Genomic DNA, 23,329 nt, shown 5'->3' on the forward strand with positions numbered 1-23,329 from the left:
GCAGCCTAGCCCTGTGCTGTGGGCTCTTCCCACAGCACAGGTTGGCCAGCGGCTGAAGATGCCGGAACATCAATGACCCGCTGGTTGCCTGAGCCTCGAAAAGCCAGCGAAGAGCAAAATTGTGACTGGATAAAGGGCCCATCGACCAGCACATCGCACAGGGCCAGGAGTTCCCCCTGATCCTTATTGCCAGCCTCAATAGAGGCGATGAGCTGCTCCCAGGTGAAGCCGCTCCACACCCAGATAGTTTTACCGGTAAGTTCTTTGCGCACACGCTGAGCTAGAGGCAGGCAGACCCCGGTATTCAAGAAGGGTTCACCCCCCAGCAGGGACAGACCAGCAATATAGCTCTTGCTCAGATCAGCTAGGATTCTCTCCTCTAGCTCTGCTGTATACGGTTGGCCGTAGGCGAAAGACTGGGCGGCCTTGTTATAGCAGCCGGTACAGACAAAAGGGCAGCCTGAGACGTAGAGGGAGCAGCGCACTCCCGGCCCGTCCGTAAACCCGTCTGGCTTGTAGTCCGCTATATATTTGCGGCTAAATTTAGCGGCATTCCAGGCGCCAGGGGTCGGTGGTAGGTGGGCAGGGCCATCTGCTTGCTGGTGGTGAGAAGTCGTCATGAGGCGGACGGGGTGCTCATGTGCTTGACTCGAGAAATGATTTCTTCGTGTCGCCCGCGCACCATAGGACGTTTAACAGGGTTACCCAGGTAGCCGCAGGTTCTCTTGACCACATCGCAGGTTTCTGGGTTGGTGTTGCCGCACTGGGGGCAGGTAAAGCCCTGGGCAGTGGGGTCAAAGTCCCCCTCAAAGTTGCACTCGTAGCAGCGGTCGATGGGGGTGTTAGTTCCCAGGTAGCCTACCCGCTCGTACGCATAGTCCCAGACAGCTTCTAGGGCTTGGAGGTTATGGCTCAGTTTGGGGTACTCACAGTAGTGAATGAACCCGCCAGAGGCGTAGAGGGGGTAGTCCTTTTCAAAGTCCAGTTTGGCGAAGGGACTAATTTTTTTGCGCACATCGTAGTGGAAAGAGTTAGTGTAGTAGCCCTTATCTGTCACATCATCTATCAGCCCAAAACGCTGCGCATCTAGGCGAGCGAAACGGTCAGTCAGAGACTCAGAAGGGGTGGAGTAGACCGAGTACCAGGGGCCCTGGGACTGGTTCCAGCTCGTGCAGGCCTCTTTGAGACGGCGCACAATATCTAGGGTAAAGCTCTTAGCCTCAGGCTGGTTCTCCCACTGCCCCCCGTAGAAGAGGGCCGCCACCTCATAGAGGCCAATGTACCCCAAGGAGACTGTTGCCCGGCCAGAATCAAAGAAGGGGGCAACAGATTGCCCGCGTTCTGCCCGCAACCCAAAGGCACCGTGCTGGTACAGGATAGGGGCGTTCTCAGGTAGGGCCTCGTAGCAGCGGGCTACCCGGTAGGCCAGGGCTTGATGGGCTAGTTCTAGCCGTTGCTCAAAGAGCTGCCAGAAGGCGTCCTGCCCCTGCTGGTAGGTTTCTAGGGCGATGCGGGGCAGGTTGAGGGTCACGACCCCTAGGTTCATGCGGCCAGCAGGTGAGGTGCTACTATCCTGGTCTTCTGCGGTGGGGTTCTGCCAGTCTTGCAAGAAGGAGCGGCAGCCCATGGGCACCTTGTAGGAGCCGGTAATCTCTACCAGTTTCTCGTAGTTAATAACATCGGGGTACATGCGCCGGGTTGAGCATTCAAGGGCTAACTGTTTGATGTCATAGTTAGGGTCGCTGGGCTCTAGATTGACCCCGCGGCGCAACCCAAAAACAAGCTTGGGGAAGATAGCGGTGCGCCCCTCAGAGCCAATACCGGCAAGGCGTACCTTCAAAATGGCCTGCTGAATCTCTCGCTCCCAGCGGCCAGTGCCCAGCCCAAAACCTAAAGTGACAAAGGGGGTCTGCCCGTTTGAGGAGTAGAGGGTATTGACCTCGTACTCCAGGGACTGCATAGCGTCGTAGATGTCTTTGATAGTTTTTGCGCTGGCGTAGTCTGCGTGCAGGTCAGGGGCAACCCAGCGGCGGGCGTCCGCCAGGTGTTTTTCGTAGTTGAGGGCGGCGTAGGGTGCCAGTACCTGGTCGGTGCGGTCAACGGAGCAGCCCCCGTACTGGGAGCTGGCTACATTGGCGATAATCTGTGAGATTTGGGCGGTGGCTGTCTGAATAGATTTGGGGGACTCCACCTGGGCGTTGCCGATGGTGAAGCCGCCTGCGAGCATGCCCTCAATATCGATGAGACAGCAGTTAGTCATGGGTGTGTAGGGTGAGTAGTCCAAATCATGGAAGTGGATGTCCCCCTTGCGGTGGGCTTCTGCCACCTGGGCAGGCAGAAGGTGTTCAAGGGCGAAGTCCTTGGCCACGGCCCCGGCGGTGAGGTCGCGCTGGGTGTTAAAGACGGTGGCGTCCTTGTTGGCGTTCTCGTGGAGGGCTTCTGGTGCGCCTTCTTGTAGGGCGGTCAGAGCGGAGGGTGCAACCGCAGGACGCTGGTGCTTAGGGTGCTGTGTGGGGCTAGCTTCAGCGGGGGCAAGGCTCATATCAATCAACAACATCTTGTGGTCTATTCTTCTAGGGACACAAGATATAGTAGTTGGCCTATGGTGCCCGGTTTTAGGCACACAGTGTCTACCAGAGGCAGGACCACACACCACCCAGCCCTTAAATACAGGGGAAACAGCCCCCTAAAACCCCTAGCTGTGAGACCCAATACAATGGCAGAACACGGCGAGCTGGCGAAGCTGACTAATCCCACCAGCACCTACCTACCCCCTGCACCAAAATGCCCGCCTACCTCTCACAGAGAAGCAGACGGGCATCATCACACAGACAAGGCGAGGTGAAACTAGCTACAACACTAGTTACGGAAACCGTGCACCGGGGAGGGGATACGCCCGCCACGGGCCACAAACACCTCAGCTGATTCAGGGTGAGCAGGCATGACGGGGGCACGACCCAGCAGGCCACCGAACTCCACCATCTCGCCAACTTCCAAGCCAATAGCCGGAATCACACGCACAGCAGTGGTCTTATGGTTCATCACGCCAATAGCGGCCTCATCGGCAATCATGGCCGCAAGAGTAGCAGCCGATGTATCACCGGGAACAGCAACCATATCTAGACCCACAGAGCAGATAGCGGTCATAGCTTCCAGCTTATCGAGAGTAATCTTGCCAGCAGCAGCAGCCTCAATCATGCCGATATCCTCAGAAATCGGGATAAAGGAACCAGAGAGACCACCCACATGCGAGCAGGCCATGAGCCCACCCTTCTTCACTGCGTCATTGAGCAGAGCAAGCGCAGCCACAGTGCCGTGAGTACCAACGGACTCCAGGCCCATCTCTTCTAGTACGTGAGCTACAGAGTCACCCACCTCAGCGGTAGGGGCCAGAGAGAGGTCAACAATGCCGAACTCTACACCCAGGCGCTCAGCAGCTAGGGCACCTACCAGCTGACCCATACGGGTAATCTTGAAGGCTGCCTTCTTAATAGCCTCAGCACAAGCGTCAAAAGATTCACCGCGAACCTTCTCCAGGGCACGCTTGACCACTCCAGGGCCAGAGACACCCACCGAGATCACGGTATCTGCCTCTTGCACCCCATGGAAGGCACCAGCCATGAAGGGGTTATCCGATACAGCGTTAGCAAAGACCACCAGCTTGGAGCAGCCAAAGCCGTGAGCCTCAGCAGAACCTTCAGCGGTTTCGCGGATAACCTCGCCCATGGTACGCACAGCGGTCATGTTGATACCGGCACGGGAAGAACCAATATTAACCGACCCACAGACCACATCAGTGGTGTTGAGGGCGCGCGGGATAGAGCGCATCAACTTCTCATCAGCGGGGGTGATGCCCTTATCAACCAGGGCGGTGAAGCCACCAATGAAGTTGACACCCACAGCCTTAGCGGCAGCATCCAAGGTCTTAGCGAATTCTACGTAATCTTCATCAGAAGACGCACCTGCTACCAGGGCAATCGGAGTGACCGAAATACGCTTATGAATAATGGGGATACCGAGCTCAGCCTCGATACCTTCAGCCACCTCAACCAGGCGGGCGGCGCGGGAGGTAATCTTGTCGTAAATCTTCTGACGGGCTACTGCGCCATCAGAATCGGCGCAGTCCAGCAGAGAAATACCCATAGTGACCGTGCGGATATCGAGCTTATCCTCATCGATCATTTGCAGGGTCTCAAGGACGTTCCCTGAACGGTCGCTAAACATAGTCGGTAACTCCTAGAGGGTGTGCATGGCCTGGAAGATAGCGTCAGATTGGATACGAATCTGTACACGCTGCTCTTCTTCAACAGGCTTCATAGCCTCTTGCAGGTCAGTGATGGACTGGGCAGAATCATCGAAGCTACCCTGCAAAATCATGGTGAAATAGCCCTGCATGAGGGTCTGTGAAAGGTTCTCGATATTGACCTTGCGCTCAGCAAGTTTAGCGGTCACACCAGCAATAATGCCTTCGTGGTCAAGGCCGGTGACGGTCAGAATAATTTTCATGGGCTTCCTTGTGGGATATTGTTGGCTCTTCCTAGACGGGGCAGAGCACTCTTGTTCGTCCCTATCTACTTTACTCAGTTCTAGCCGTTAAGGTGACCTGAACGAGGCACTAACGCTGGGAGGCGATATAAAGTTCACCGGCACCGGTAACAGCTACCTCAGTAGGCTCACCTACATACATAACCGACTGAGTGCCAGTGAGGGTAAAAGTCTTGACCTCATCACTGACCACCACAGTACCGCCAGTGCACAGGGCCGTTGCCACACCAGAAAGAGGCAGGGCGATGCGCTCGCCTTCTTCAACCATCAGGCGGGTCACAGATAGGCGCTCATCCCACATGGAATATTCCAGGGCTTTATCACTGGTGGGAGTAGGACGCTGAATAGTGGGGGCAGCTTGGCTCTCCCCCAGGATCTTGATGAGCTCTTCCTCATCGATGTGCTTGGGAGTCAGCCCGGCACGCATGACGTTATCTGAGGGGTTCATCAGCTCGATGGCAGTACCCGAAACGTAGGCGTGCACCTGCCCATCAGGGGTGTAAGCAGAATCGCCAGGGGCCAGGTAGATGAGGTTCATGACCAGGGCAACTAGCAGGCCACGGTCGCCGGGGTACTTGCTGTCAATCAGGGTGACCAGCTCGGCAACACCAGCTGCGGTTGATTCGCTACCGGGAACGTCCCCGTTCTTAGCAGCCCAGGCCCGCGCGGACGCAACAGTCTGCTCTACAGCCGCGGCGGCGGCATCCTGGGGCATACGGATAATAAGGGTCAGCAGTTCCTTGGCTGTTGCAGCTGAGTCTAGGGCACCGGCCAGCCAGGGTAGAGAGAAGTGCTCGGCAATAGCGCGTAGTTCTGCAAAATCACGCACACCGGTCAGAATACGCATCTCAGAAAGGGCGATAACGGTTTCGGGTTTAGAGAACCGGTCCTTGTAATTACGGGCCGGGTCATCCAGGGCGATACCGCGAGAATTTTCAGCCTCAAAACCTGCCTGGGCCTGCTCATCGGTGGGGTGCACCTGAATGGACAGGGGCGATTCAATGGCAAGAATCTTAAAAAGGAAGGGGAAGATATCGCTGCTACGCTGCGGGTTAAGGAAGCGGGAGGGCTGCTCCTTAACCAGGAAATCCAGGGGGAAAGCTCCGCCATCTACACGCGCCACAGAAGGGGCAGATGAATGTGCACCCACCCATAGTTCAGCCTCAGGTTGCTCGGTGGGGGCAACTACACCGCGCATACGCGCAAGCGTCTCATAAGAACCCCAAGCATAATTCTGGATTGGATTATCTAAAGAAAAAAGTTCACCCATAAGCACCATCAAACCATGTTCTTTCCCCGTCAGCGCCTAGATTGTGGCATTAAAACCTGGTGTTTATCGCCATAAATCACATAAGGAATCTGTCTGAGTACTGTCTAAACATGTCAGAGGGCAACTAGACTTATTTTTCGTGAATACTATTGATTTAACCGCATCTTTTAAGGCTTACGATGTTCGCGGCATTGTGGGCGAAACCATCACCGCTGAGACCGTCCGCGCCACCGGCGCAGCTTTCGTGGACGTCCTTAACCTAGCTGGTCAGGACGTGCTGGTCGGCGCTGACATGCGTCCCTCAGGCCCCGATTTCATGGAAGCTTTCGCTGAGGGTGCTACCGCCCGTGGCGCTAACGTCATCAATATCGGTCTGATCTCTACTGACGAGCTTTACTTCGCTTGTGGTGTTGAGAACGCTGCCGGTGTCACCTTCACCGCTTCTCACAACCCTGCCGAGTACAACGGCATGAAGATGTCTAAGGCAGGGGCTGTTCCCCTGTCCTCAGAGTCCGGCCTGTTCGATATTCGCGACCTAGCCCAGAAGTACCTGAACGAGGGCGAAATCCCCGCCCTTGAAAACACCGGCACTGCTTCTGAAAAGGATGTGCTCAAGGACTACGCCCAGTACCTGCGCAACCTGGTTGATCTCTCTGGCATCCGCCCCCTGAAGGTCGTGGTGGACGCCGGTAACGGCATGGGCGGCATGACCACCCCCGCAGTGCTAGGCGATGCTATTCTGCCCGGCCTGCCCCTGGAGATTATTCCCCTCTACTTCGAACTGGACGGCACCTTCCCCAACCACCCGGCTAACCCCCTAGAACCGGCTAACCTGGTTGATTTGCAGAAGGCTGTTCTTGAGCACGGCGCAGATATTGGCCTGGCTTTTGACGGTGATGCTGACCGCTGCTTCGTTATCGACGAGAAGGGCGAACCGGTTACTCCCTCCGCTATTACCGCCCTGGTAGCTGAGCGTGAGATTGCCCGCGCCAAGGCTGAGGGTAACGATCAGCCCGTTATCATCTACAACCTGATTACCTCTAAGGCTGTGCCTGAGCTGGTTGAGAAGCTGGGCGGCCGCGCCATTAAGACCCGCGTGGGCCACTCCTTCATTAAGGCTGTGATGGCTGAAGAGTCCGGTGTCTTCGGTGGTGAGCATTCAGCTCACTACTACTTCAAGGACTTCTTCAACGCAGACACCGGTATGCTGGCCGCTATGCACGTGCTGGCTGCCTTAGGTGAGGGCGAGCAGCCCCTCTCTGAGCTGGCTGCCGTCTACTCCCCCTACGTCCCTTCAGGCGAGATTAACTCTGAGCTAGAAGACAAGGCCGGTGCTATCGCCCGCGTTGCCGAGTACTTCGGCGACACCGTTGAGGTCTCTACCATGGACGGCACCACCTTCGAGCACAAGACCGAGGGCTGGTGGGCCAACCTGCGCCCCTCCAACACTGAGCCCTTCCTGCGCCTGAACCTTGAGGCCCCCGACCAGGCCACCATGGAGCGTGTGCGCGATCAGATCCTCAAGATTGTGCGTGAGGCCTAGAGCTAACCGCCAGCTACTAAGGCACAGGACGCCCGCCCCACCTTCTTGCCTCTGAGCAAGAAAAGTGGGGCGGGCGTCCTTTTCTACCTGCCCTTAGGTCAGCTTAGGAGGCACGGGCCTGGTCGTGCAGCATCCACTGGTCGGGGCCGAAGATCTCGTACCGAATGTTAGTACCGGGCAGGCCAGCTTCGATCAGCTGGGAGCGGACGCCCTGCATGAAGCCCAGGGGGCCGCACAGGTAGACAGAAGCGTTAGCGGGCACGTTCAGTTCAGCCACGTTAACGCGGCCCTCGAAGTTGCCCTCGCCAGCGGCCTCGATGAAGGAGACTAGGCGGCCGTTTTCGAGCATCTCAACGTAAGCGGTCATCTCATCGCGCAAGGGCCAGGTAGTAAAGGAACGGTCGGCGTGTACAACAACGACCTCACGATTGGAGCCGGTTGCTGCCAGTTCGGACAGGAAGGCAATCATAGGAGTGACGCCGATACCGGCGGAGAAGAGGTAAAGGGGCTGGGACTCGTCGTCGCCGAAACTACCCAGAGTAACGTCGCCGTAGGGGTTGGAGACCTCAACGATAGCGCCGATCTCGAGCTCATGCAGGATGGGAGTCATTTCACCGGCGGTGTCGAGCTTAATGGCAACGCGGCGCTGGTTCTTCTCGGCAGGTAGCAGGGTGAACTGGCGGGCCTGACGCAGGCCGTCCTTAGCCTTGGTGACGATAGAAACGTACTGGCCGGCAATGGCGTCGGTCATGGCAACGGCGTTGGCGGGCTCAAAGGTAAGGTCGAGCACGTTTTCGCCCGTTTCCTTGCGCTCGACCAGGCGGAAGGGGGCGAACATAAGGTCGTTGGCCTGGGAGGCGTAGAGGCCCTTTTCGAGTTTGATAAGGGCGTCGGCCATAAGCCAGTAGACCTCGGTCCAGGCTTCTGCGATTTCAGGAGTCAGAATATCACCCAGGTTAGCGGCGATAGCCTCGAAGAGGTACTTGTAGACGGTGGGGTATTCTTCTTCGCGCAGGCCCAGTGAGGCGTGCTTGTGGGCGTCGCGGGAGAGTACCTCATCGGGATACTTATCGGGATTGGCCAAAATAGTTGTCAAACCACCATCAATTTAGCATGCAAAATGCTGGTTTTGTGGAAAGCCTCGTTCCCGACCTTTCGCACAGGGACGGGACAGCAAAACCCATTAGCGGAAGGATGCCTGGGGCAGTTTCTTGGTCTGAGCCAAAGGGCCCAGCCCCAGTTCTAGAAAAACCGGCCCCATCTGCGGCTCACTCGGCAGCTTAGAAATCACCACAGGGTCAAGGATTTTAAAGAATTCTTCACGGGCATTAGCCAGAATCTTTTTCAAGGAACAACTATGGCTCATGGGGCATTTATTTTCCCCTTCCTCACATTCCACCATGGGGATAACGCCCTCAGAAGCGCGCAGAACCTGCCCCACAGTAGCACGGGCACCAGCCTCTGAAAGGCGCACACCACCGGTACGGCCGCGAGTAGACTCCACCAGCCCCAAATTAGCTAAGAAAGCCACAGACTTAGCCACATGGTTATAGGGGGTACCTACCCCCTCAGCAATTTTCTGGGTAGAAATCTGCTCACCCTTGAGACCCGATAACAGCATCAGGACGCGTAACGACACGTCAGAGAATGCGGTAAGACGCACGGGCCAACTCCTTGATTAGTGTGAGAACGAGTGAAGCTTCTTCCTTCTCACGGTACAGCCAAAAAGGTTCACGATTCAACTTTTGTTCGCTTGAGGGGCGTAATGTTGCATCGTCTTTACCATAATGACAGGCAGAATGAACCACCGAGCACCTAGTTCCATACGGCACACCTGCCCGCTCACTTGTAGCAGTTAGGGGTTAGGTACGAGTAGTATTAATACTGTAAACACACGCGGGCACACACCCAGTCATCACACACGATCTGACGACAAGGGGCACACTGACCGCACTCACCGTCTCTTCACCGGCCTTCCTCTAGTGCGCCGGTGTAGAACTAGACATAAGGAACTATCTTGTCACAGCTTGATAACTCCATCCAGGAACTCCTGTCCATTGAAGGCGCAACCGGTGCAGCTCTCGTTGACATCTCCTCAGGCATGGCCCTAGCCTCCGGCGGTACCCCCGGCTTCGACCTAACCGTTGCCGCAGCAGGTAACTCCAACGTAGTGCGCGCCAAGCTCAAGACCATGAACGACCTGGGCCTTACCGGCAACATCGAAGACGTCATGATTACCCTCTCTTCCCAGTACCACCTCATCAACGTTCTGAACGCTTCAGACACCACCGGCCTCTTCGTGTACCTGGTACTGGACCGCAACACTGCTAACCTGGCCCTGGCCCGTCACAAGCTGAACGCTATCTCAAGCCGCATCACCCTGTAAAACACTGCTACAGGCAGCGCCTAAAACCTAGAAATAGCCAAAGAACCCCCGGTAGCCTATGGGCTACCGGGGGTTCTCTGCATGAGCCTCTTACAACAAGCGCCCCGCTAGGGGGGCGGCTAGACCACTTCTTCGCCTAGAGCCTCACCCATCAAGCTATCTTCAGTCGCAACCTTATTCTGCTGAATCGACACCAGCTCACCAGAACGCATCACAGCAATACGGTTACAGATACCAATAAGCTCAGACATATCTGAACCAATCAGGAGAATAGAGGTACCCTTATCGGTCAGTTCCGTCAGCATCTTGTAAATCTCGCTCTTAGCGCCCACATCGATACCACGGGTGGGGTGATTGAGAATCAAAATCTCACAGTCGGTCGTCATCCAGCGAGCCAAAGCAACCTTCTGCTGATCACCACCAGATAGCTTGCCCACTTCGCCCTGAATGTTCGTGGTCTTGATACGCAGCTTCTGAATCTGCTCAGCCACCTCACGCAAGGCAGAGACTTCGTGCAAGAAACCCTGAGGGCGCTCCTTAAGGCCAGCGCTCTCCATGAGGGTCTTAGCGATAGAACGCTCATTGGCCAGGCCAAGCTCATCGTCATTATCTGATAGGTAGCCGATACCGTAACCGACAGAGTCCTCAGGGGAGCTAATGGTGACGTCCTCACCATTAATCTTGAGGGCGCCAAACTGAGCCGTGGGGTCTACACCCACCAGGGCAGCTGCAACCTCGTTAATACCTGAACGGCGCAAACCAGTCAGACCAAAAATTTCACCGCGATCGACTGAAAAAGTGACGTTATTGAGAGAACCCTGGGCGCTGGTGAGATTCTCAACGACCAGCTTAGTGCTCTCACCGGCGAATTCCTGGGGGCGCCCGCCCATCTCAATTTCGCGGTTGAACATCTTAAAAGCGATTTCTTCTGCACTCATGGTACCGGGAGTAATCTCAGTGCTGATAGTGCCATCAGAAAGAATGACCGCACGGTTAGCCAGTGAGCGGATCTCATCAATACGGTGGGTGATGTAGATGACCGCACGGCCCTCAGCGGCCAGCTTACGAGTCACCTCATGAAGCTGGTAAATCTCATAGTCATTGAAGGTAGCAGCAACTTCGTCCATGAGCACCAGGCGGGTGTTCTCAGCCTGCATACGCGCAACCTCAACCAGGGCCTGCTCAGCACGAACCAAATCGCCCATCTTTGCGCGAGGGTCTACGGCCAAGCCAATATCTGAAATGAGCTCCTGGGCCCGGGCAACCAAGGCCTCTTCATCTTCACCTGCATGCTCGGTAGAACGAAAAATCGACTGAGCAACGGTAAGTTCGGGGTCTACCTTGAACTTCTGCCGGATAGAACCGACACCAGCTTCAAGAGCCTCTTCGGGAGTGTGGGGGGCGTACTTTTCACCATCTAGGGTGATAGTTCCCCCACCGGGGCGGTCCCAGCCGCCCAGAATCGACAGGAAGGTTGATTTTCCTGCACCATTTTCGCCCAGAAGACCTATAATCTCACCGGCAGCGACCTCCAAATTAACGCCTTTGAGCGCGCGAAGGTGGTCGTGGTTCTTGGTGAGGTTCTTAACGCTCAGCAAATTTCCCACTCTGTTCTTTCCTTCCAACATGCGAGTAATGATATACCCATGATGCCGTGCACAAAGCTCTGTAGTAGGTCGGTGGCCAGTCGATGAGCTTTGTGGGGGAAGCACAGCAGGGCTCCATAAAATTCAGCCATTCTTAAGCATTCTACAGAATATAAAGCCAGCTTTACATCCACTCTTTAGAGCAATCGCCCTATTCTATCCGGGCAAGAAGGAGGTGCCCTGTGTGAAACAATTTTCACGCAGGGCACCTCCTAAATCAGGCCGCTTTTACATTCTTTGGTCAAGACGTAGTTGCAACCCTCAGGGCTAACCGCCCTAGCTCAGCTCAGCAGCCAGAGCATCACGCTGGGCGTGAATCTCAGCAGGTACCTTATCGCCCAAGAATGCTAGCCATTCGTCGATACCGGGCAGTTCTTCTGCCCATTCGTCCTTCTTCACAGACAAAGCTGCGGTGAGCTCTTCATCGGTGATGTCCAGGCCGGTAGTATCCAGGTCGTCCTTAGTGGGTACAACGCCCAAGAAGGTCTGCTGGCCCTCAGCCTTGCCGTCGATACGGTCAAAGATCCACTTGACGACGCGGGAGTTCTCACCGAAGCCAGGCCAGGCGAAGCTGCCATCGGGGGTGCGGCGGAACCAGTTGACGTAGTAGACCTTGGGCATGTTCTCTTCACCGTGCTTCTTGCCCAGGTCAATCCAGTGCTGGATGTAGTCACCAGCGTTGTAGCCGATGAAGGGCAACATAGCCATGGGGTCGCGGCGAATAACGCCTACGGTGCCCTTAGCTGCGGCGGTAGTCTCAGAGGAGAGGGTTACACCACGGAAAACGCCCTGCTCCCAGCTAGATGCCTCAGCGACGAGGGGAACAGTGGTCTTACGGCGGCCACCGAAGATGATGGCTGACAGGGGCACACCATCAGGAGCGTAGTATTCTTCAGCCAGCATATCTGCCTGAGAGATGGGGGTGCAGAAACGTGAGTTGGGGTGAGCTGCCGGGCGGCCAGACTCAGGGGTCCAGTCATTACCCTGCCAGTCAATCAGGTGCTCAGGAACCTCATCGGTCTTGCCTTCCCACCACACAGAGTTGTCATCGGTAAGAGCTACGTTAGTGAAGATGGTGTTGCCCTTAGCAATGGCGCGCATGGCGTTGGGGTTGGTAGACCAGCCGGTGCCAGGTGCAACACCGAACAGACCAGCTTCAGGGTTCACAACGTAAGGTTTGCCATCGCGGAACTCAATCCAGGAGATGTCGTCACCGATCATCTCGGCCTTCCAACCGTCAATGGTGGGATCCATCATGGCGAAGTTGGTCTTACCACAGGCAGAGGGGAAAGCAGCGGAGATGTACTTGCTCTCACCTTCGGGGTTGGTCATCTTCAGCACCAGCATGTGCTCAGCCATCCAGCCTTCATCGTGGCCAATAGCAGAGGCGATACGCAGGGCGTAGCATTTCTTACCCAGCAGGGCGTTACCGCCGTAGCCAGAACCGTAAGACCAGATTTCACGGTTCTCGGGGAACTGCACAATGTACTTTTCAGGGTTGCAGGGCCAGGGGACGTCCTTGTCACCAGGGGCCAGGGGCGCGCCAACAGAGTGCAGAGCCTTCACGAAGAAGGCGTTGGTTTCGGTCATCTTCTTGAGCACATCGGTGCCGATAGTTGCCATAATGCGCATGGAGACAACCACGTAGGCAGAGTCGGTGATTTCAACACCGAACTTGGGGTTGGTGGCATCGAGTGAGCCCATGACGAAAGGAATGACGTACATGGTGCGCCCACGCATAGAACCGGTGAAGAGCTCGGTGAGGGTAGCCTTCATCTCGGCGGGGTCACGCCAGTTGTTGGTGGGGCCAGCGCCTTCTTGGGTCTCGGAGCAGATGAAAGTGCGCTCTTCAACGCGGGCTACGTCATCAGGGTCAGAGAAGGCAACATAAGAGTTAGGGAATTCGTGGTCGCTGAGCTTACAGAAAGTACCAGCTTCAACGAGTTTCCCGGCCAGGCGGTCGTATTCTTCCTGTGAACCATCGGCCCAGTGGATACGCTCAGGCTGAGTCATCTGAGCAATCTCGGCAACCCACTGCAACAGTTCTGCGTGAGTAGTAGGCGCCTGGGCAGTTATGTTGTCAATCGAAATGTCAGTCATCTGACGCTTCCCCTTATTAGCTTGGTTTGATCGCTACAGCACTTTGACTATGCCGCAGGGACAAAATGGCACCTGCGACATCTCTAGGAATATAGAAAACAGAAAAACGCGCCACCCATAGCAATGAATAAACGCGTTTCGTGTCGTGCACTGTCACATCATTGTGTACCACCAGAGTACAGACCTTATTCCGGTTTGTCCTCATAGAGGAATATTTATTACGTCACAGCTGAGTTAGCTTAGAGCCACAGAACCTCCCCTACGGTCTGAAATAAAAAGTTTTACCCTTCTTTTACCCCTAGTTTTCCGCGAGTTTTCGCGGTTTTTAGACCCACAAAGAGCCACATGAGAGCAGGGTCACGCATTTTCGATTTGCACACCTGCCAAAACCTGCGTAATGTATTACCTGTTGCCGCGACGGGCTGACAGAGCCGGTCAAAGCATAATGCGCCTGTAGCTCAACGGATAGAGCATCTGACTACGGATCAGAAGGTTGGGGGTTCGAATCCCTTCGGGCGCACTAAACAAAACCGGCCTCCTTCGGGAGGTCGGTTTTTTGTTTGCCTAAGCTCCAGCACAGCGCACCTACCCCCTCGCGAAACCATGCCAAGAGCATCAGCCAACCGTAGTTTTCACCACAAAAAGCAGGGATAGGCGCACCTGCCCCCATAAAATAGGGACAAGACCAAGAGAACGGCAGCCTAAAGACTGCCCCAGCACAGGAGAACACATGAGCGTAAACATCAAGGTCACTGACGAAAACGGCACCACCAAGGACGTCACCTGGGAATCCCACCAGACCCTACTTGAGGCCGTCATTGCCGCTGGCTTCCCCGTGCTGGCAACCTGCGGTGGCAACGCCTCCTGCGCCACCTGCCACGCTTTCATCGACCCCGACCACATCGAGGCCACCTTGCCCCGCGAAGAAGCAGAAGAAGACCTACTCGATATGATCGACGACGTCGCTAACGAATGCTCCCGCCTGAGCTGCCAGACCGAATACAGCGAAGGAATGGACGGAGCAAGCATCACTCTACAGCCAGGAATGTAGGCTGCATGAAAGCACGTACCCCCTTCCTCCCCCTCCTCACCCTAGGCTTACTCACCGCGCTCACAGCCTGCGGAAGTACAGCAAGCAACACCACTGCCCCAGAAAGCACCGTCAGCGCACCAGCTATAACAGCCTCCCCTGCGCCCTCAACCTCCCCTGCACCCACCAGCACAAGCTCGGCCTCCAGCAAGACCCCCTTACCGGTTGCACCCACGCGGCAACCCACCGTGCAAGAAGTCGCTCCAGAACCCAGCGTCTCTGCTGCCCCTGAACCGGTACCCACCGGTACCGTCATCACTGTAGAACCTACGGCAAGCGCCCAGGCTCCCACCGTCACCGGGAGCCACTTTGCCAGCTCCGCTGCTGGCGTTGCCGTCTGCGACTACGACCAGCTTTACATTCAAGCTGCTGCCGCTGAAGGGGCAGGAGCTGCTGGATCGCGCTACATCACCCTGACCTTTACGAACACCGGTGATGCTAACTGCACCATGAGCGGCTACCCCGCTGTGCACTATGTTGACGCCGCTGGCCACCAGGTAGGGGCAGCAGCCGCCAACGCCACCGAATGGTCAGCCTCCGGAGGGGTGATCGCCCCCGGCGAATCACTCACCGCTACCCTGCGTGAAACCCGCGCCCAGCTCTACGGGGAAACCTGCCAGAGCGTCTCAGCAGCCGGCTACTCCATACAGGCCCCCGGCGCCTCCCAGGCTCTCGTCTTGAACTTCGCTGCAGAAGCCTGCTCCAACCCCTCAGTAGGCCAGCTCTCGGTAGGCGCTGTGGGCGCCACCCCCTAGCGTAAGTGGCGGGCTTCCGCCCTGTATCAGGCCGGGTGTACCAGGTAATCTCCCAAGGGTTGCCCGGTGCGCCCGGCCTGCTCGTTTTAAAGAGATAATGGGGCTATGGTAAAACCCGATACCTCCCGTGCCCTGAGCTTCTTCTCAGCCCCCACCCGCCGCTGGTTTGAGGGGGCTTTTTCTGCGCCCACCGCAGCCCAGGCAGGGGCTTGGGAGGCCATCTCGGCAGGCCATCACGCCCTGATTGTGGCACCTACCGGATCGGGTAAAACCCTCTCAGCTTTTCTTTGGGCCCTTGACCGCCTACATTTTGAAAACCACAAGACAGAAGGGCTCGGCGCAGAAGCAGACGATGGCACCAAGGGGAACCAAGGGCAGCAGGCAAGAAATAGCGGCACCCGGGTGCTCTATATTTCTCCCCTCAAAGCCCTAGGTGTGGACGTTGAACGCAACCTGCGTGCGCCCCTGATTGGTATCGCCCAGACGGCCCGGCAGCTGGGAGTAGAACCCCCGCAGGTGCGAGTGGGTGTGCGTAGCGGTGACACCCCAGCTAAGGAACGCCGCCAACTCATTTCTAACCCGCCAGATATTCTCATCACCACCCCTGAATCTCTCTTTCTGATGCTAACCTCAAAGGCCCGCTCCACCCTCACTAAGGTGCACACGGTCATTATTGATGAGGTGCACGCAGTTGCCGGTACTAAACGTGGCGCCCATCTGGCAGTGACGCTTGAGCGCCTAGACCAGATCCTTGAGACCCCAGCCCAGCGGGTGGGGCTCTCAGCAACCGTAGAGCCGGTCGAAACCGTAGCCCGCTTTTTGGGCGGTAGTGTTCCAGTGCAGATTGTGCGGCCACCATCGGCTAAGGAATGGGAACTAACCCTCTCAGTGCCGGTGCCCGATATGACGGCCCTGGGCGGCCCCAACGCCTACGGTGAGGGCGATAATAATTTTGGGGGCAAGACCCCACCAGCACCGGTGAGCAAGAGCAGCATCTCAAGTGCCTACCTCGATAAGCTCACCGAGCGCACCCGCACCCAGATTCGCTCCCTGGATGCCGCCGACTTCGAGTACCGTTCCTTCGATGATGGGGCGGTGCCCACCGATACCCTAGCGGACGCTGGCACCCGGCCGGAGGCGTCCGTGCAACTAGCAGAATCCCTACCGCAGGGGGTGACCTTGGCAGATGCCCTGGGTATCTGGCCGGTAGCTGGCCCTGCGCGGGGTAACAAGGACCAGCCCCTGTGGGATGCTGTGGGTATCTTCCCTGGTGAAGAGACGGCAGCTAGACCCCCGGAGCCTGCCCAGAACAGGCTGACCATTGAAGAAATACAGGTAACTGCGCCCGCCCCAGAAGATCAGGCCCCAGGGCAGGCCAAGGAGAAGACAGCAAGTCTCAACGGCTACCAGGCCTCCATCTGGCCGCATGTGGAAGAGCGCATTGTTGATCTGGTGGAGGCCAACCGATCAACCATTGTCTTTGCTAACTCGCGCGGATTAGCTGAGAAACTCACTGCCCGGCTCAACGAAATTTACCTGAGCCGTCTTGAGGCCCGCGGGCAGCTAGGGGAAGTAACCGCAAGCACCGCCACAGGGGCGCGTAGCTACACCAGCACCGGCGGCGCCCAGCCCCAAGCTCTCGCTGATGTGCTCGCTCAAGCCCTAGCCAAGGACGCCCCCGCCCGGCTAGAAGCCGATGACAGCCGCCTGCCTTCACAACAGCCACCTGCACAGCCGATAGACGGTACGGTGTCGCCAGGGGCACCACCGGTACTGGCACGCGCCCACCACGGGTCAGTCTCCAAAGATCAGCGCACTCTCATTGAAGAAGCCCTCAAATCGGGCCAACTGCGGTGCGTAGTGGCCACCAGCTCCCTAGAACTAGGTATCGACATGGGCCATGTTGACCTGGTCATTCAGGTCGAGGCCCCCCACTCGGTTGCCTCTGGTCTACAGCGAGTAGGCCGAGCCGGGCACCAGGTAGGGGAAGTCTCCCGCGGCTACCTCTACCCCAAGCACCGGGGCGATTTGCTCAACGCTACAGTGACCGTCCAGCGTATGCTAGCCGGGAAGATTGAGCCCCTGGCCATCCCCGCTAACCCCCTAGATATTTTGGCCCAGCAAACTGTAGCAGCCTGCGCCCTGGGGCCAATTAGTGTAGAAGCCTGGTTTGAGGCTCTGAGGGCAACAGCCCCTTTTGCTACCCTGCCCCGGGCAGCTTTCGAAGCGACCCTCGACCTACTGGCCGGCAAGTACCCCTCCGATGAGTTCGCTGAGCTGCGCCCCCGCATTATCTGGGACCGGGACGCCGGAACCATTGAAGGACGCCCTGGTGCCCAACGTCTAGCGGTGACCTCCGGCGGCACGATTCCTGACCGGGGGCTCTTCCCCGTCTTTATCGCAGGAGCTGAAGATTCCAAGGCCCCTAAGCGGGTCGGTGAGCTAGATGAAGAGATGGTCTATGAATCCCGGGCCGGGGACGTCATCGCCCTGGGGGCCTCCTCCTGGCGCATTGAAGATATCTCCCACGACCGGGTCACCGTCACCCCCGCCCCCGGAATACCCGGGCGGCTGCCCTTCTGGCATGGGGACTCACCAGGCCGCCCAGTAGATCTGGGGCGGGCCCTGGGTGCCTTTACCCGAGAGCTAGCCCTGGAGAACAGTAAGGACGCCGGTGCAGCCCATACCCGTCTACGCGCAATTGGGTTAGATGAGTGGGCTGCCGATAACCTCTTAGCCTATGTGGGTGAGCAGGTGGCCGCTACCGGCCAGGTGCCCAGTGAGAAGCACCTGCTGGTGGAGCGTTTCCGTGACGAACTGGGCGACTGGCGGCTGATTCTGCACTCCCCCCTGGGTATACCCGTGCACTCCCCCTGGGCCCTGGCCGTCGGCGCCCGGGCAGAAGAACGCTACGGGGTCAATGCCTCTGCCATGGCCGCCGATGACGGCATTGTGCTGCGTATTCCCGCCATGGAAGCTGAACCACCCGGGGCGGACCTCTTCATCTTTGACCCGACCGAACTTGAGGACATCGTGACCGAACGGGTCGGTAATTCTGCCCTCTTTGCCTCCCGCTTCCGGGAGAACGCCGCCCGAGCCCTGCTCCTGCCCCGCAAAGACCCTGGCCGCCGCACTCCCCTGTGGCAGCAGCGTCAGCGCTCAGCCCAGCTTCTCGATGTGGCCCGCAAGTACCCCACCTTCCCCCTGCTGCTAGAAACTGCCCGCGAATGTTTGCAGGACGTCTACGACCTGCCAGCTCTCACAGCCTTACATAAAGACCTTGACACCAAAAAGGTGCGCATCAGCGAGGTAGAAACCGAAAACCCCTCCCCCTTTGCCCGCACCCTACTCTTTGGCTATGTAGCCCAATTCCTCTACGACGGGGACTCCCCCCTCGCTGAGCGCCGCGCCGCAGCCCTGGCCCTAGACCCGGCCCTCCTGGCTGAACTTCTGGGGAAGGACGAGCTACGCGAACTGCTAGATGTAGATGTCATTCGCACCGCTGAGGCCCGCCTACAGCGCACCGCAGAGGGCTACCGCCTACGCGGAACCGAAGGGGCAGCAGACCTACTGCGCCTGCTGGGCCCCCTCACCGCTGCCGAGGCCGCCCAGCGTCTGCGGGTAGTTCTAAATCAGGGCACAGAGACAAACACCAACGCCCCCGGCCCCGACGCAGCAGCAGAAAAGCCGGGCGAGCGCGTCCTGACAGAAACCGAAGCCGCCGAACACCTCGAAGCCCTGGTTCAGGCTGGGCGTGCCCTGCGCTTCCGCCTGCACGGGCGGGAACTCTACGCCGCCATTGAGGACGCCGCCCGCCTGCGCGATGCTCTAGGCGTGCCCCTGCCCATGGGGGTTCCCCTGGCCTTCCTTGAACCGGTTGAGGCTCCCCTGGTTGACCTGGTGGCCCGCTATGCTCGCACCCACGCCCCCTTCACTGCAGCCCAAGCCGCTGAGACCCTCGGGCTGGGAGTTTCGGTGGTTGATACGGCCCTGCGCACTCTAGCAACCGACCGGCGCGTTATCTCCGGCGAATTCCTGCCCGAAGAGCTACGGGCCGAGCTAGCTGCCGCCCGCACCGGGTCCACTGACCCCGCCTACCTGGCTGGGACTGAATGGGTGGACGCCTCGGTCCTGCGTACCCTGCGCTCCCGCTCCTTGGCGGCCCTCCGCGCGGACGTTGAGCCGGTCGCCCCGCACACTTATGCCCGCTTCTTACCGCCCTGGCAGCATGTAGGCTCCTGGCAGGTAACCGAAACCACCGCCGCACCCGGCACTTTTGGGGCACCAGCCCAGCCGGTGACCGTCCGCCGGGATGAGAGCACTATGCTCACCGGCTACGATGGCCTGCTGACCGTTGTTGACCAGCTGGCCGGGGTGAGGGTGCCAGCTTCTGCCCTGGAACCTCTTATTCTCAAGGCCCGCATCAGCGACTACACCCCTGCCCTTCTTGATTCGGCCATGAGCGCCGGTGACATTATCTGGACGGGCGTCGGGCAGCTAGCCGGGGACGACGGCTGGGTGGCCCTGCATCTGGGTGAAACCGCCGCCCTTACCCTGCCTGATGAAGTGGAGCGGGCTGAGGCGCTGGCCGCTCTGGGCGCCCTAGAAAACACCCTCTATGACTTGCTCACCGGTGGTCTCTTTTTCGCCCAGATTCAAACCCAGCTCTCAGCTCTTGCCACCTCGCACGGCAATAGGCCACCGACTGCCCAGGAGATTTCCCTCGCCCTGTGGAACCTGGTGTGGGCAGGGCTTGTCACCGGTGATACTTTCGCCCCAGTTCGGGCCCTTATCTCAGGTGGGGCTTCTGCCCACAAGGTTGCCGCCCCCACCCCGCGGGCCCGGTCAGTGGGTATGCGCCGCGGAGCCTCCCGCCTTTCAGCCTCCCGCCTGGGTGTGGGTGTGGGCCGGGCCCCGGTAGTATCCGCCCAGGTGGCCCCTATCGATAGTGGCCGGTGGGCGCGTATTGACGCTGAACCACTCGATAGCACTGTGGCAGCAGCTGCCCGCGCCGAATTGCTCATGGACCGCTACGGGGTGCTCACCCGTGGGGCTGTAGCCGTAGAAGATACCCCTGGGGGTTTTGCCGGCATCTACCGGGTGCTCTCTGCTGCTGAGGAGAAGGGGCTGGCCCGCCGCGGCTACTTCATTGAGGGTCTAGGTGCTGCCCAGTTCTCCACTTCTGCCACCGTCGATAGGCTCCGCGCGGCAGAGAGCACCGCTGAGGGTGAAGGGCAGGACGCTGCCCCCGACTCGGCTACTTCTCTCAGCTCTCCTGTCTCCGGCAGTTACGCCCCGGTCCGATCTACCCACCACACCGTACTCCTGCTAGCAGCCACCGACCCAGCCAACCCCTACGGGGCCGCCCTGCCCTGGCCTGCCCCTGTCTCCTGGGATGAGCACCGCACCCCCATCAAACACAAGCCCGGGCGTAAGGCAGGGGCCGTCGTCATCCTGGTCGATGGGCAACTAACCCTCTACCTAGAACGCGGCGGTAAAACCCTGCTACCTTTCACTGACCAGCCGGAGCAGGTGGAGGCGTCCGCGCCCCTGATCGGCCAGCTAGTACGCGCCGGGGTAGCCGACAAAATCGTCATTGAAACCGCAGGCGGAGTAGATGTGCTCAGCTCTCCTGCCCCCCTGCCCCCTGAACCTGACAAGCCGCAGGCACCAGCAGACACTGGTGAGCACCCGGTGCTCACCCTGCGCCGGGCCCTACTGGCCGCAGGCTTCTACGCTACCCCGCGTGGCCTGCGCATGAGGAAGGATTACGCTTAAAACCCCAGGGTTTCTCCCAGAGAGGGCAAACACCTTTAACCCCGAGTTTGGTCTACACTGTGAGCAACGGGGGCACACCCAAGCGCCCCCCTACATTCTTTAGCAGACGGGTCATTTCTTGCTACCTAAGGAGGGGCGCTCACCATGCCTGAAGGCGATACCGTATGGCGGCAAGCCCGCTCTCTCCACCGCGCCCTAGCCGGTAGAACTGCCCACAGCACCGACCTACGCTACCCCCAGGTCGCCGACATTAACCTAGCAGGCCAGCCCATCCACGGGGCCCTAGCCCGGGGCAAACATATCCTGCTCAGAATCGGTGAGATGACCGTACACTCCCACCTGAAAATGGACGGCATCTGGCACCTCTACGGGCTGACCGAAACCGGCGCACCAGAGAAATGGCGGCGCCCTGCCGACCAGGTGCGAGCCCTCATCCAGGCCAACGCCCGACTCGACAACAAGGGCCAGGTAATCCCAGGCAGCCACCCGGTAGAAGCTGTGGGCTTTACCCTGGGGCTGCTAGAAGTCTTCCCCACCAGCCAAGAAACTGACCGGCTAGCCTACCTAGGCCCTGACCTGCTGGGCCCCGACTGGTCACTCGAACAGGCGGTAGCCAACCTAACCGCCCAACCGCAACGGCCCCTAGGTATAGCCCTGCTCGATCAAAAAAACCTAGCCGGTATCGGCACCATCTACCGGGCAGAAACCTGCTTCCTGGCCGGCATAGACCCGCGCACCCCCGTAGGGGCAGTACCCGATGTGGCCGCCGTGGTCTCTATCGCCCGCCTGCTACTGGATGCTAACCGCGGGCGTCCGCACCGGGTGACCCGCACCAGCGCCCAACCGCTCTGGTGCTACGGGCGCGCAGGCCAACCCTGCTACCGTTGCGGGCAGAGCATCATCAAAGAGGACCTTTCAGACACCGGCACCGGGGCCAACCGCTACGCAGCAGGCCACCTCTATGCCCGTGAGGAAGACACCGACCGTATCAGCTTCCGCTGCCCCGGCTGCCAGGAGCTACTGGGGCTCTAAGACACTAGGCTTCTGGGCTGCTAGGGCTCTGGGCTGCTAGGGCTCTGAGATAATAGAGCCCATGCGCCGAATCAACCGCCACCTCACCCCCAAACCCCTACCCCAACGTCAGGGAATTGACGCCGTCTCATTCGTGCTACCCGACGCAACCAACCCCCAAGACAACACCCTAGGGGCAAGCACAGTACTGGACTACCTGGTGGCCCGCTTCTACCCCCACGAACGAGCCCTTTTCACCTCCCGCTTCGACCGCAAAGAAGTCAAGGACGCCGACGGGCAGTCAGTTGCCCCCAATGCCCCCTTGGCGGGGCAAAAGATCTGGTACTACCGGGAACTGGGTGTAGAGAAACCCGTACCCTTTGACATGCCGGTGCTCTATGAGGATGAATGGGTCCTAGCCATTGACAAGCCCCACTTCCTACCCACCACCCCCAACGGATCCTTTGTAGCCCACACGGCCCTCACCCAGTTGCGGGTACGAGAGAACAACCCCGACCTGATCCCCATTCACCGCCTAGATAGGGCAACAGCCGGGGTGGTACTTTTCGCCAAGACACCTGAGGCCCGCGCCCCCTTTCAAACCATGTTCCAGCGCCGCGAACCCACCAAAACCTATGAGGCGGTTGCAGCCCCTATCCCCGGTCTGGGGGTGGGTGAGAGCCTGACGGTGCGCTCGCGTATTGATAACCGGCATGGGGCCCTCCAGGTAGCTCATACCGGTATTGAGCTTCTGCCCGGTGACACAGCCCACCTGCCGGTAGAAACTAAGGCTCAGAGGCGTGAGCGCCGCAGATCGGGGGCCCCCTTTGAGGGCTTGAACGCCCAGTCTCGTATTACCTGTCTGAAGGTTTTTGAGGTGGCTGAGGGTACCTTGCCTGCGGTGTCTGAGGCTAACCCGGCCCTGGATCTTCCGGCGGCGGGTACTGCCTTGGCCCACTATCTTTTGGAACCGCATACCGGTAAGACCCACCAGTTGCGGGTGCACCTGGCGGCGGCTGGGGCCCCCATCCTGGGGGATGTAGTCTACCCGTCCGTTTTGCCCATTGCTGAGGACGAGCCGGCCCTGCCCCTACAGCTTCTGGCCAGGTCGCTGACTTTCCCCCACCCTTTTACTGGTGAGGTGGTGACGGTCAGAAGCAGGCGCACCCTAGCGGTGGGGCCTGCATCATAGCGGCCTACAGGTT

The 23,329-nt window shown here is 58.6% G+C and carries 16 protein-coding genes and 1 tRNA gene; 8 read left to right on the forward strand and 9 right to left on the reverse strand.

Translation table 11 applies throughout. The annotated features are described in order from the left end of the window. Window positions 1-5: 5 nt before the first annotated feature. The 5 genes from nrdG to manA form a co-directional block, all read right to left on the reverse strand. Window positions 6-620 (reverse strand): anaerobic ribonucleoside-triphosphate reductase activating protein, encoded by a 615-nt coding sequence (nrdG, locus tag ACEE09_RS03830; protein ID WP_449082229.1) that lies wholly within the window; start codon window positions 618-620, stop codon window positions 6-8. Next, a complete protein-coding gene (gene nrdD, locus ACEE09_RS03835) occupies window positions 617-2,557 on the reverse strand; it encodes an anaerobic ribonucleoside-triphosphate reductase (RefSeq protein WP_449082231.1) in 1,941 nt (646 codons plus the stop codon). The genes nrdG and nrdD overlap by 4 nt, the downstream gene beginning before the upstream one ends. A 302-nt stretch (window positions 2,558-2,859) precedes the next feature. After that, entirely contained in the window at window positions 2,860-4,224 is a 1,365-nt protein-coding gene (locus ACEE09_RS03840; RefSeq protein WP_449082233.1) for a DUF711 family protein, read from the reverse strand. 12 nt (window positions 4,225-4,236) lie between these two features. Continuing rightward, window positions 4,237-4,506 carry an ACT domain-containing protein gene (locus tag ACEE09_RS03845; protein WP_449082235.1) on the reverse strand — a complete coding sequence of 90 codons (270 nt, stop codon included), beginning with the start codon at window positions 4,504-4,506 and terminating at the stop codon, window positions 4,237-4,239. Between the two features lie 109 nt (window positions 4,507-4,615). Beyond that, window positions 4,616-5,824: a mannose-6-phosphate isomerase, class I gene (gene manA / locus ACEE09_RS03850; RefSeq protein ID WP_449082428.1), complete on the reverse strand. Its 1,209-nt coding sequence runs from the start codon at window positions 5,822-5,824 to the stop codon at window positions 4,616-4,618. 130 nt (window positions 5,825-5,954) lie between these two features. Between manA and ACEE09_RS03855 the strand changes: the two genes are divergently transcribed. After that, the gene (locus tag ACEE09_RS03855; RefSeq protein ID WP_449082237.1) at window positions 5,955-7,358 is read left to right on the forward strand and encodes a phosphomannomutase/phosphoglucomutase; all 1,404 of its coding nucleotides are present in this window, start codon (window positions 5,955-5,957) and stop codon (window positions 7,356-7,358) included. A 103-nt stretch (window positions 7,359-7,461) separates the two neighbouring features. Here the strand turns inward: ACEE09_RS03855 and ACEE09_RS03860 are convergent, their stop codons facing one another. Together ACEE09_RS03860 and ACEE09_RS03865 are read right to left on the reverse strand one after the other, a co-directional pair. Next, window positions 7,462-8,454: an FAD-binding oxidoreductase gene (locus ACEE09_RS03860; RefSeq protein ID WP_449082239.1), complete on the reverse strand. Its 993-nt coding sequence runs from the start codon at window positions 8,452-8,454 to the stop codon at window positions 7,462-7,464. Between the two features lie 87 nt (window positions 8,455-8,541). Further along, a complete protein-coding gene (locus tag ACEE09_RS03865) occupies window positions 8,542-9,021 on the reverse strand; it encodes an RrF2 family transcriptional regulator (protein ID WP_449082241.1) in 480 nt (159 codons plus the stop codon). Window positions 9,022-9,375: 354 nt separating this feature from the next. Between ACEE09_RS03865 and ACEE09_RS03870 the strand changes: the two genes are divergently transcribed. Further along, window positions 9,376-9,744 (forward strand): hypothetical protein, encoded by a 369-nt coding sequence (locus tag ACEE09_RS03870; protein ID WP_449082243.1) that lies wholly within the window; start codon window positions 9,376-9,378, stop codon window positions 9,742-9,744. Between the two features lie 119 nt (window positions 9,745-9,863). On the opposite strand, the gene ACEE09_RS03875 is transcribed toward ACEE09_RS03870, so the two are convergent. After that, a complete protein-coding gene (locus tag ACEE09_RS03875) occupies window positions 9,864-11,351 on the reverse strand; it encodes a sugar ABC transporter ATP-binding protein (RefSeq protein ID WP_449082244.1) in 1,488 nt (495 codons plus the stop codon). Between the two features lie 315 nt (window positions 11,352-11,666). Continuing rightward, a complete protein-coding gene (locus ACEE09_RS03880) occupies window positions 11,667-13,490 on the reverse strand; it encodes a phosphoenolpyruvate carboxykinase (GTP) (RefSeq protein ID WP_449082246.1) in 1,824 nt (607 codons plus the stop codon). A 447-nt stretch (window positions 13,491-13,937) separates the two neighbouring features. On the opposite strand from ACEE09_RS03880, the gene ACEE09_RS03885 reads away from it, so the two are divergent. From ACEE09_RS03885 to ACEE09_RS03910, 6 genes are all read left to right on the forward strand, one after another. Continuing rightward, a tRNA-Arg gene (locus tag ACEE09_RS03885) sits at window positions 13,938-14,010 on the forward strand. A 210-nt stretch (window positions 14,011-14,220) separates the two neighbouring features. Next, window positions 14,221-14,541 carry a 2Fe-2S iron-sulfur cluster-binding protein gene (locus tag ACEE09_RS03890; protein ID WP_449082247.1) on the forward strand — a complete coding sequence of 107 codons (321 nt, stop codon included), beginning with the start codon at window positions 14,221-14,223 and terminating at the stop codon, window positions 14,539-14,541. Between the two features lie 5 nt (window positions 14,542-14,546). Continuing rightward, window positions 14,547-15,335 carry a DUF4232 domain-containing protein gene (locus ACEE09_RS03895; RefSeq protein WP_449082249.1) on the forward strand — a complete coding sequence of 263 codons (789 nt, stop codon included), beginning with the start codon at window positions 14,547-14,549 and terminating at the stop codon, window positions 15,333-15,335. A gap of 105 nt (window positions 15,336-15,440) precedes the next feature. Then, complete coding sequence (locus tag ACEE09_RS03900; RefSeq protein ID WP_449082251.1) at window positions 15,441-21,113, forward strand: Lhr family helicase; 5,673 nt, start codon at window positions 15,441-15,443, stop codon at window positions 21,111-21,113. Between the two features lie 144 nt (window positions 21,114-21,257). Continuing rightward, window positions 21,258-22,145 carry a DNA-formamidopyrimidine glycosylase family protein gene (locus tag ACEE09_RS03905; RefSeq protein WP_449082253.1) on the forward strand — a complete coding sequence of 296 codons (888 nt, stop codon included), beginning with the start codon at window positions 21,258-21,260 and terminating at the stop codon, window positions 22,143-22,145. 61 nt (window positions 22,146-22,206) lie between these two features. After that, window positions 22,207-23,316, forward strand: a complete 1,110-nt coding sequence (locus tag ACEE09_RS03910) for a pseudouridine synthase (protein WP_449082255.1) — start codon at window positions 22,207-22,209, stop codon at window positions 23,314-23,316. Window positions 23,317-23,329 lie beyond the last annotated feature (13 nt).

Source organism: Rothia sp. 88186D007BW, assembly GCF_053544215.1.

Bases quoted from the DNA above. Each gene is read 5' to 3' on its own strand.
- ACEE09_RS03840 (WP_449082233.1), bottom strand. From the start codon at position 4,224: ATGTTTAGCGACCGTTCAGGGAACGTCCTTGAGACCCTGCAAATGATC.
- nrdD (WP_449082231.1), bottom strand. From the start codon at position 2,557: ATGTTGTTGATTGATATGAGCCTTGCCCCCGCTGAAGCTAGCCCCACA.
- ACEE09_RS03905 (WP_449082253.1), top strand. From the start codon at position 21,258: ATGCCTGAAGGCGATACCGTATGGCGGCAAGCCCGCTCTCTCCACCGC.
- ACEE09_RS03910 (WP_449082255.1), top strand. From the start codon at position 22,207: ATGCGCCGAATCAACCGCCACCTCACCCCCAAACCCCTACCCCAACGT.
- ACEE09_RS03895 (WP_449082249.1), top strand. From the start codon at position 14,547: ATGAAAGCACGTACCCCCTTCCTCCCCCTCCTCACCCTAGGCTTACTC.
- ACEE09_RS03890 (WP_449082247.1), top strand. From the start codon at position 14,221: ATGAGCGTAAACATCAAGGTCACTGACGAAAACGGCACCACCAAGGAC.
- ACEE09_RS03845 (WP_449082235.1), bottom strand. From the start codon at position 4,506: ATGAAAATTATTCTGACCGTCACCGGCCTTGACCACGAAGGCATTATT.
- nrdG (WP_449082229.1), bottom strand. From the start codon at position 620: ATGACGACTTCTCACCACCAGCAAGCAGATGGCCCTGCCCACCTACCA.
- manA (WP_449082428.1), bottom strand. From the start codon at position 5,824: ATGGTGCTTATGGGTGAACTTTTTTCTTTAGATAATCCAATCCAGAAT.
- ACEE09_RS03900 (WP_449082251.1), top strand. From the start codon at position 15,441: ATGGTAAAACCCGATACCTCCCGTGCCCTGAGCTTCTTCTCAGCCCCC.
- ACEE09_RS03880 (WP_449082246.1), bottom strand. From the start codon at position 13,490: ATGACTGACATTTCGATTGACAACATAACTGCCCAGGCGCCTACTACT.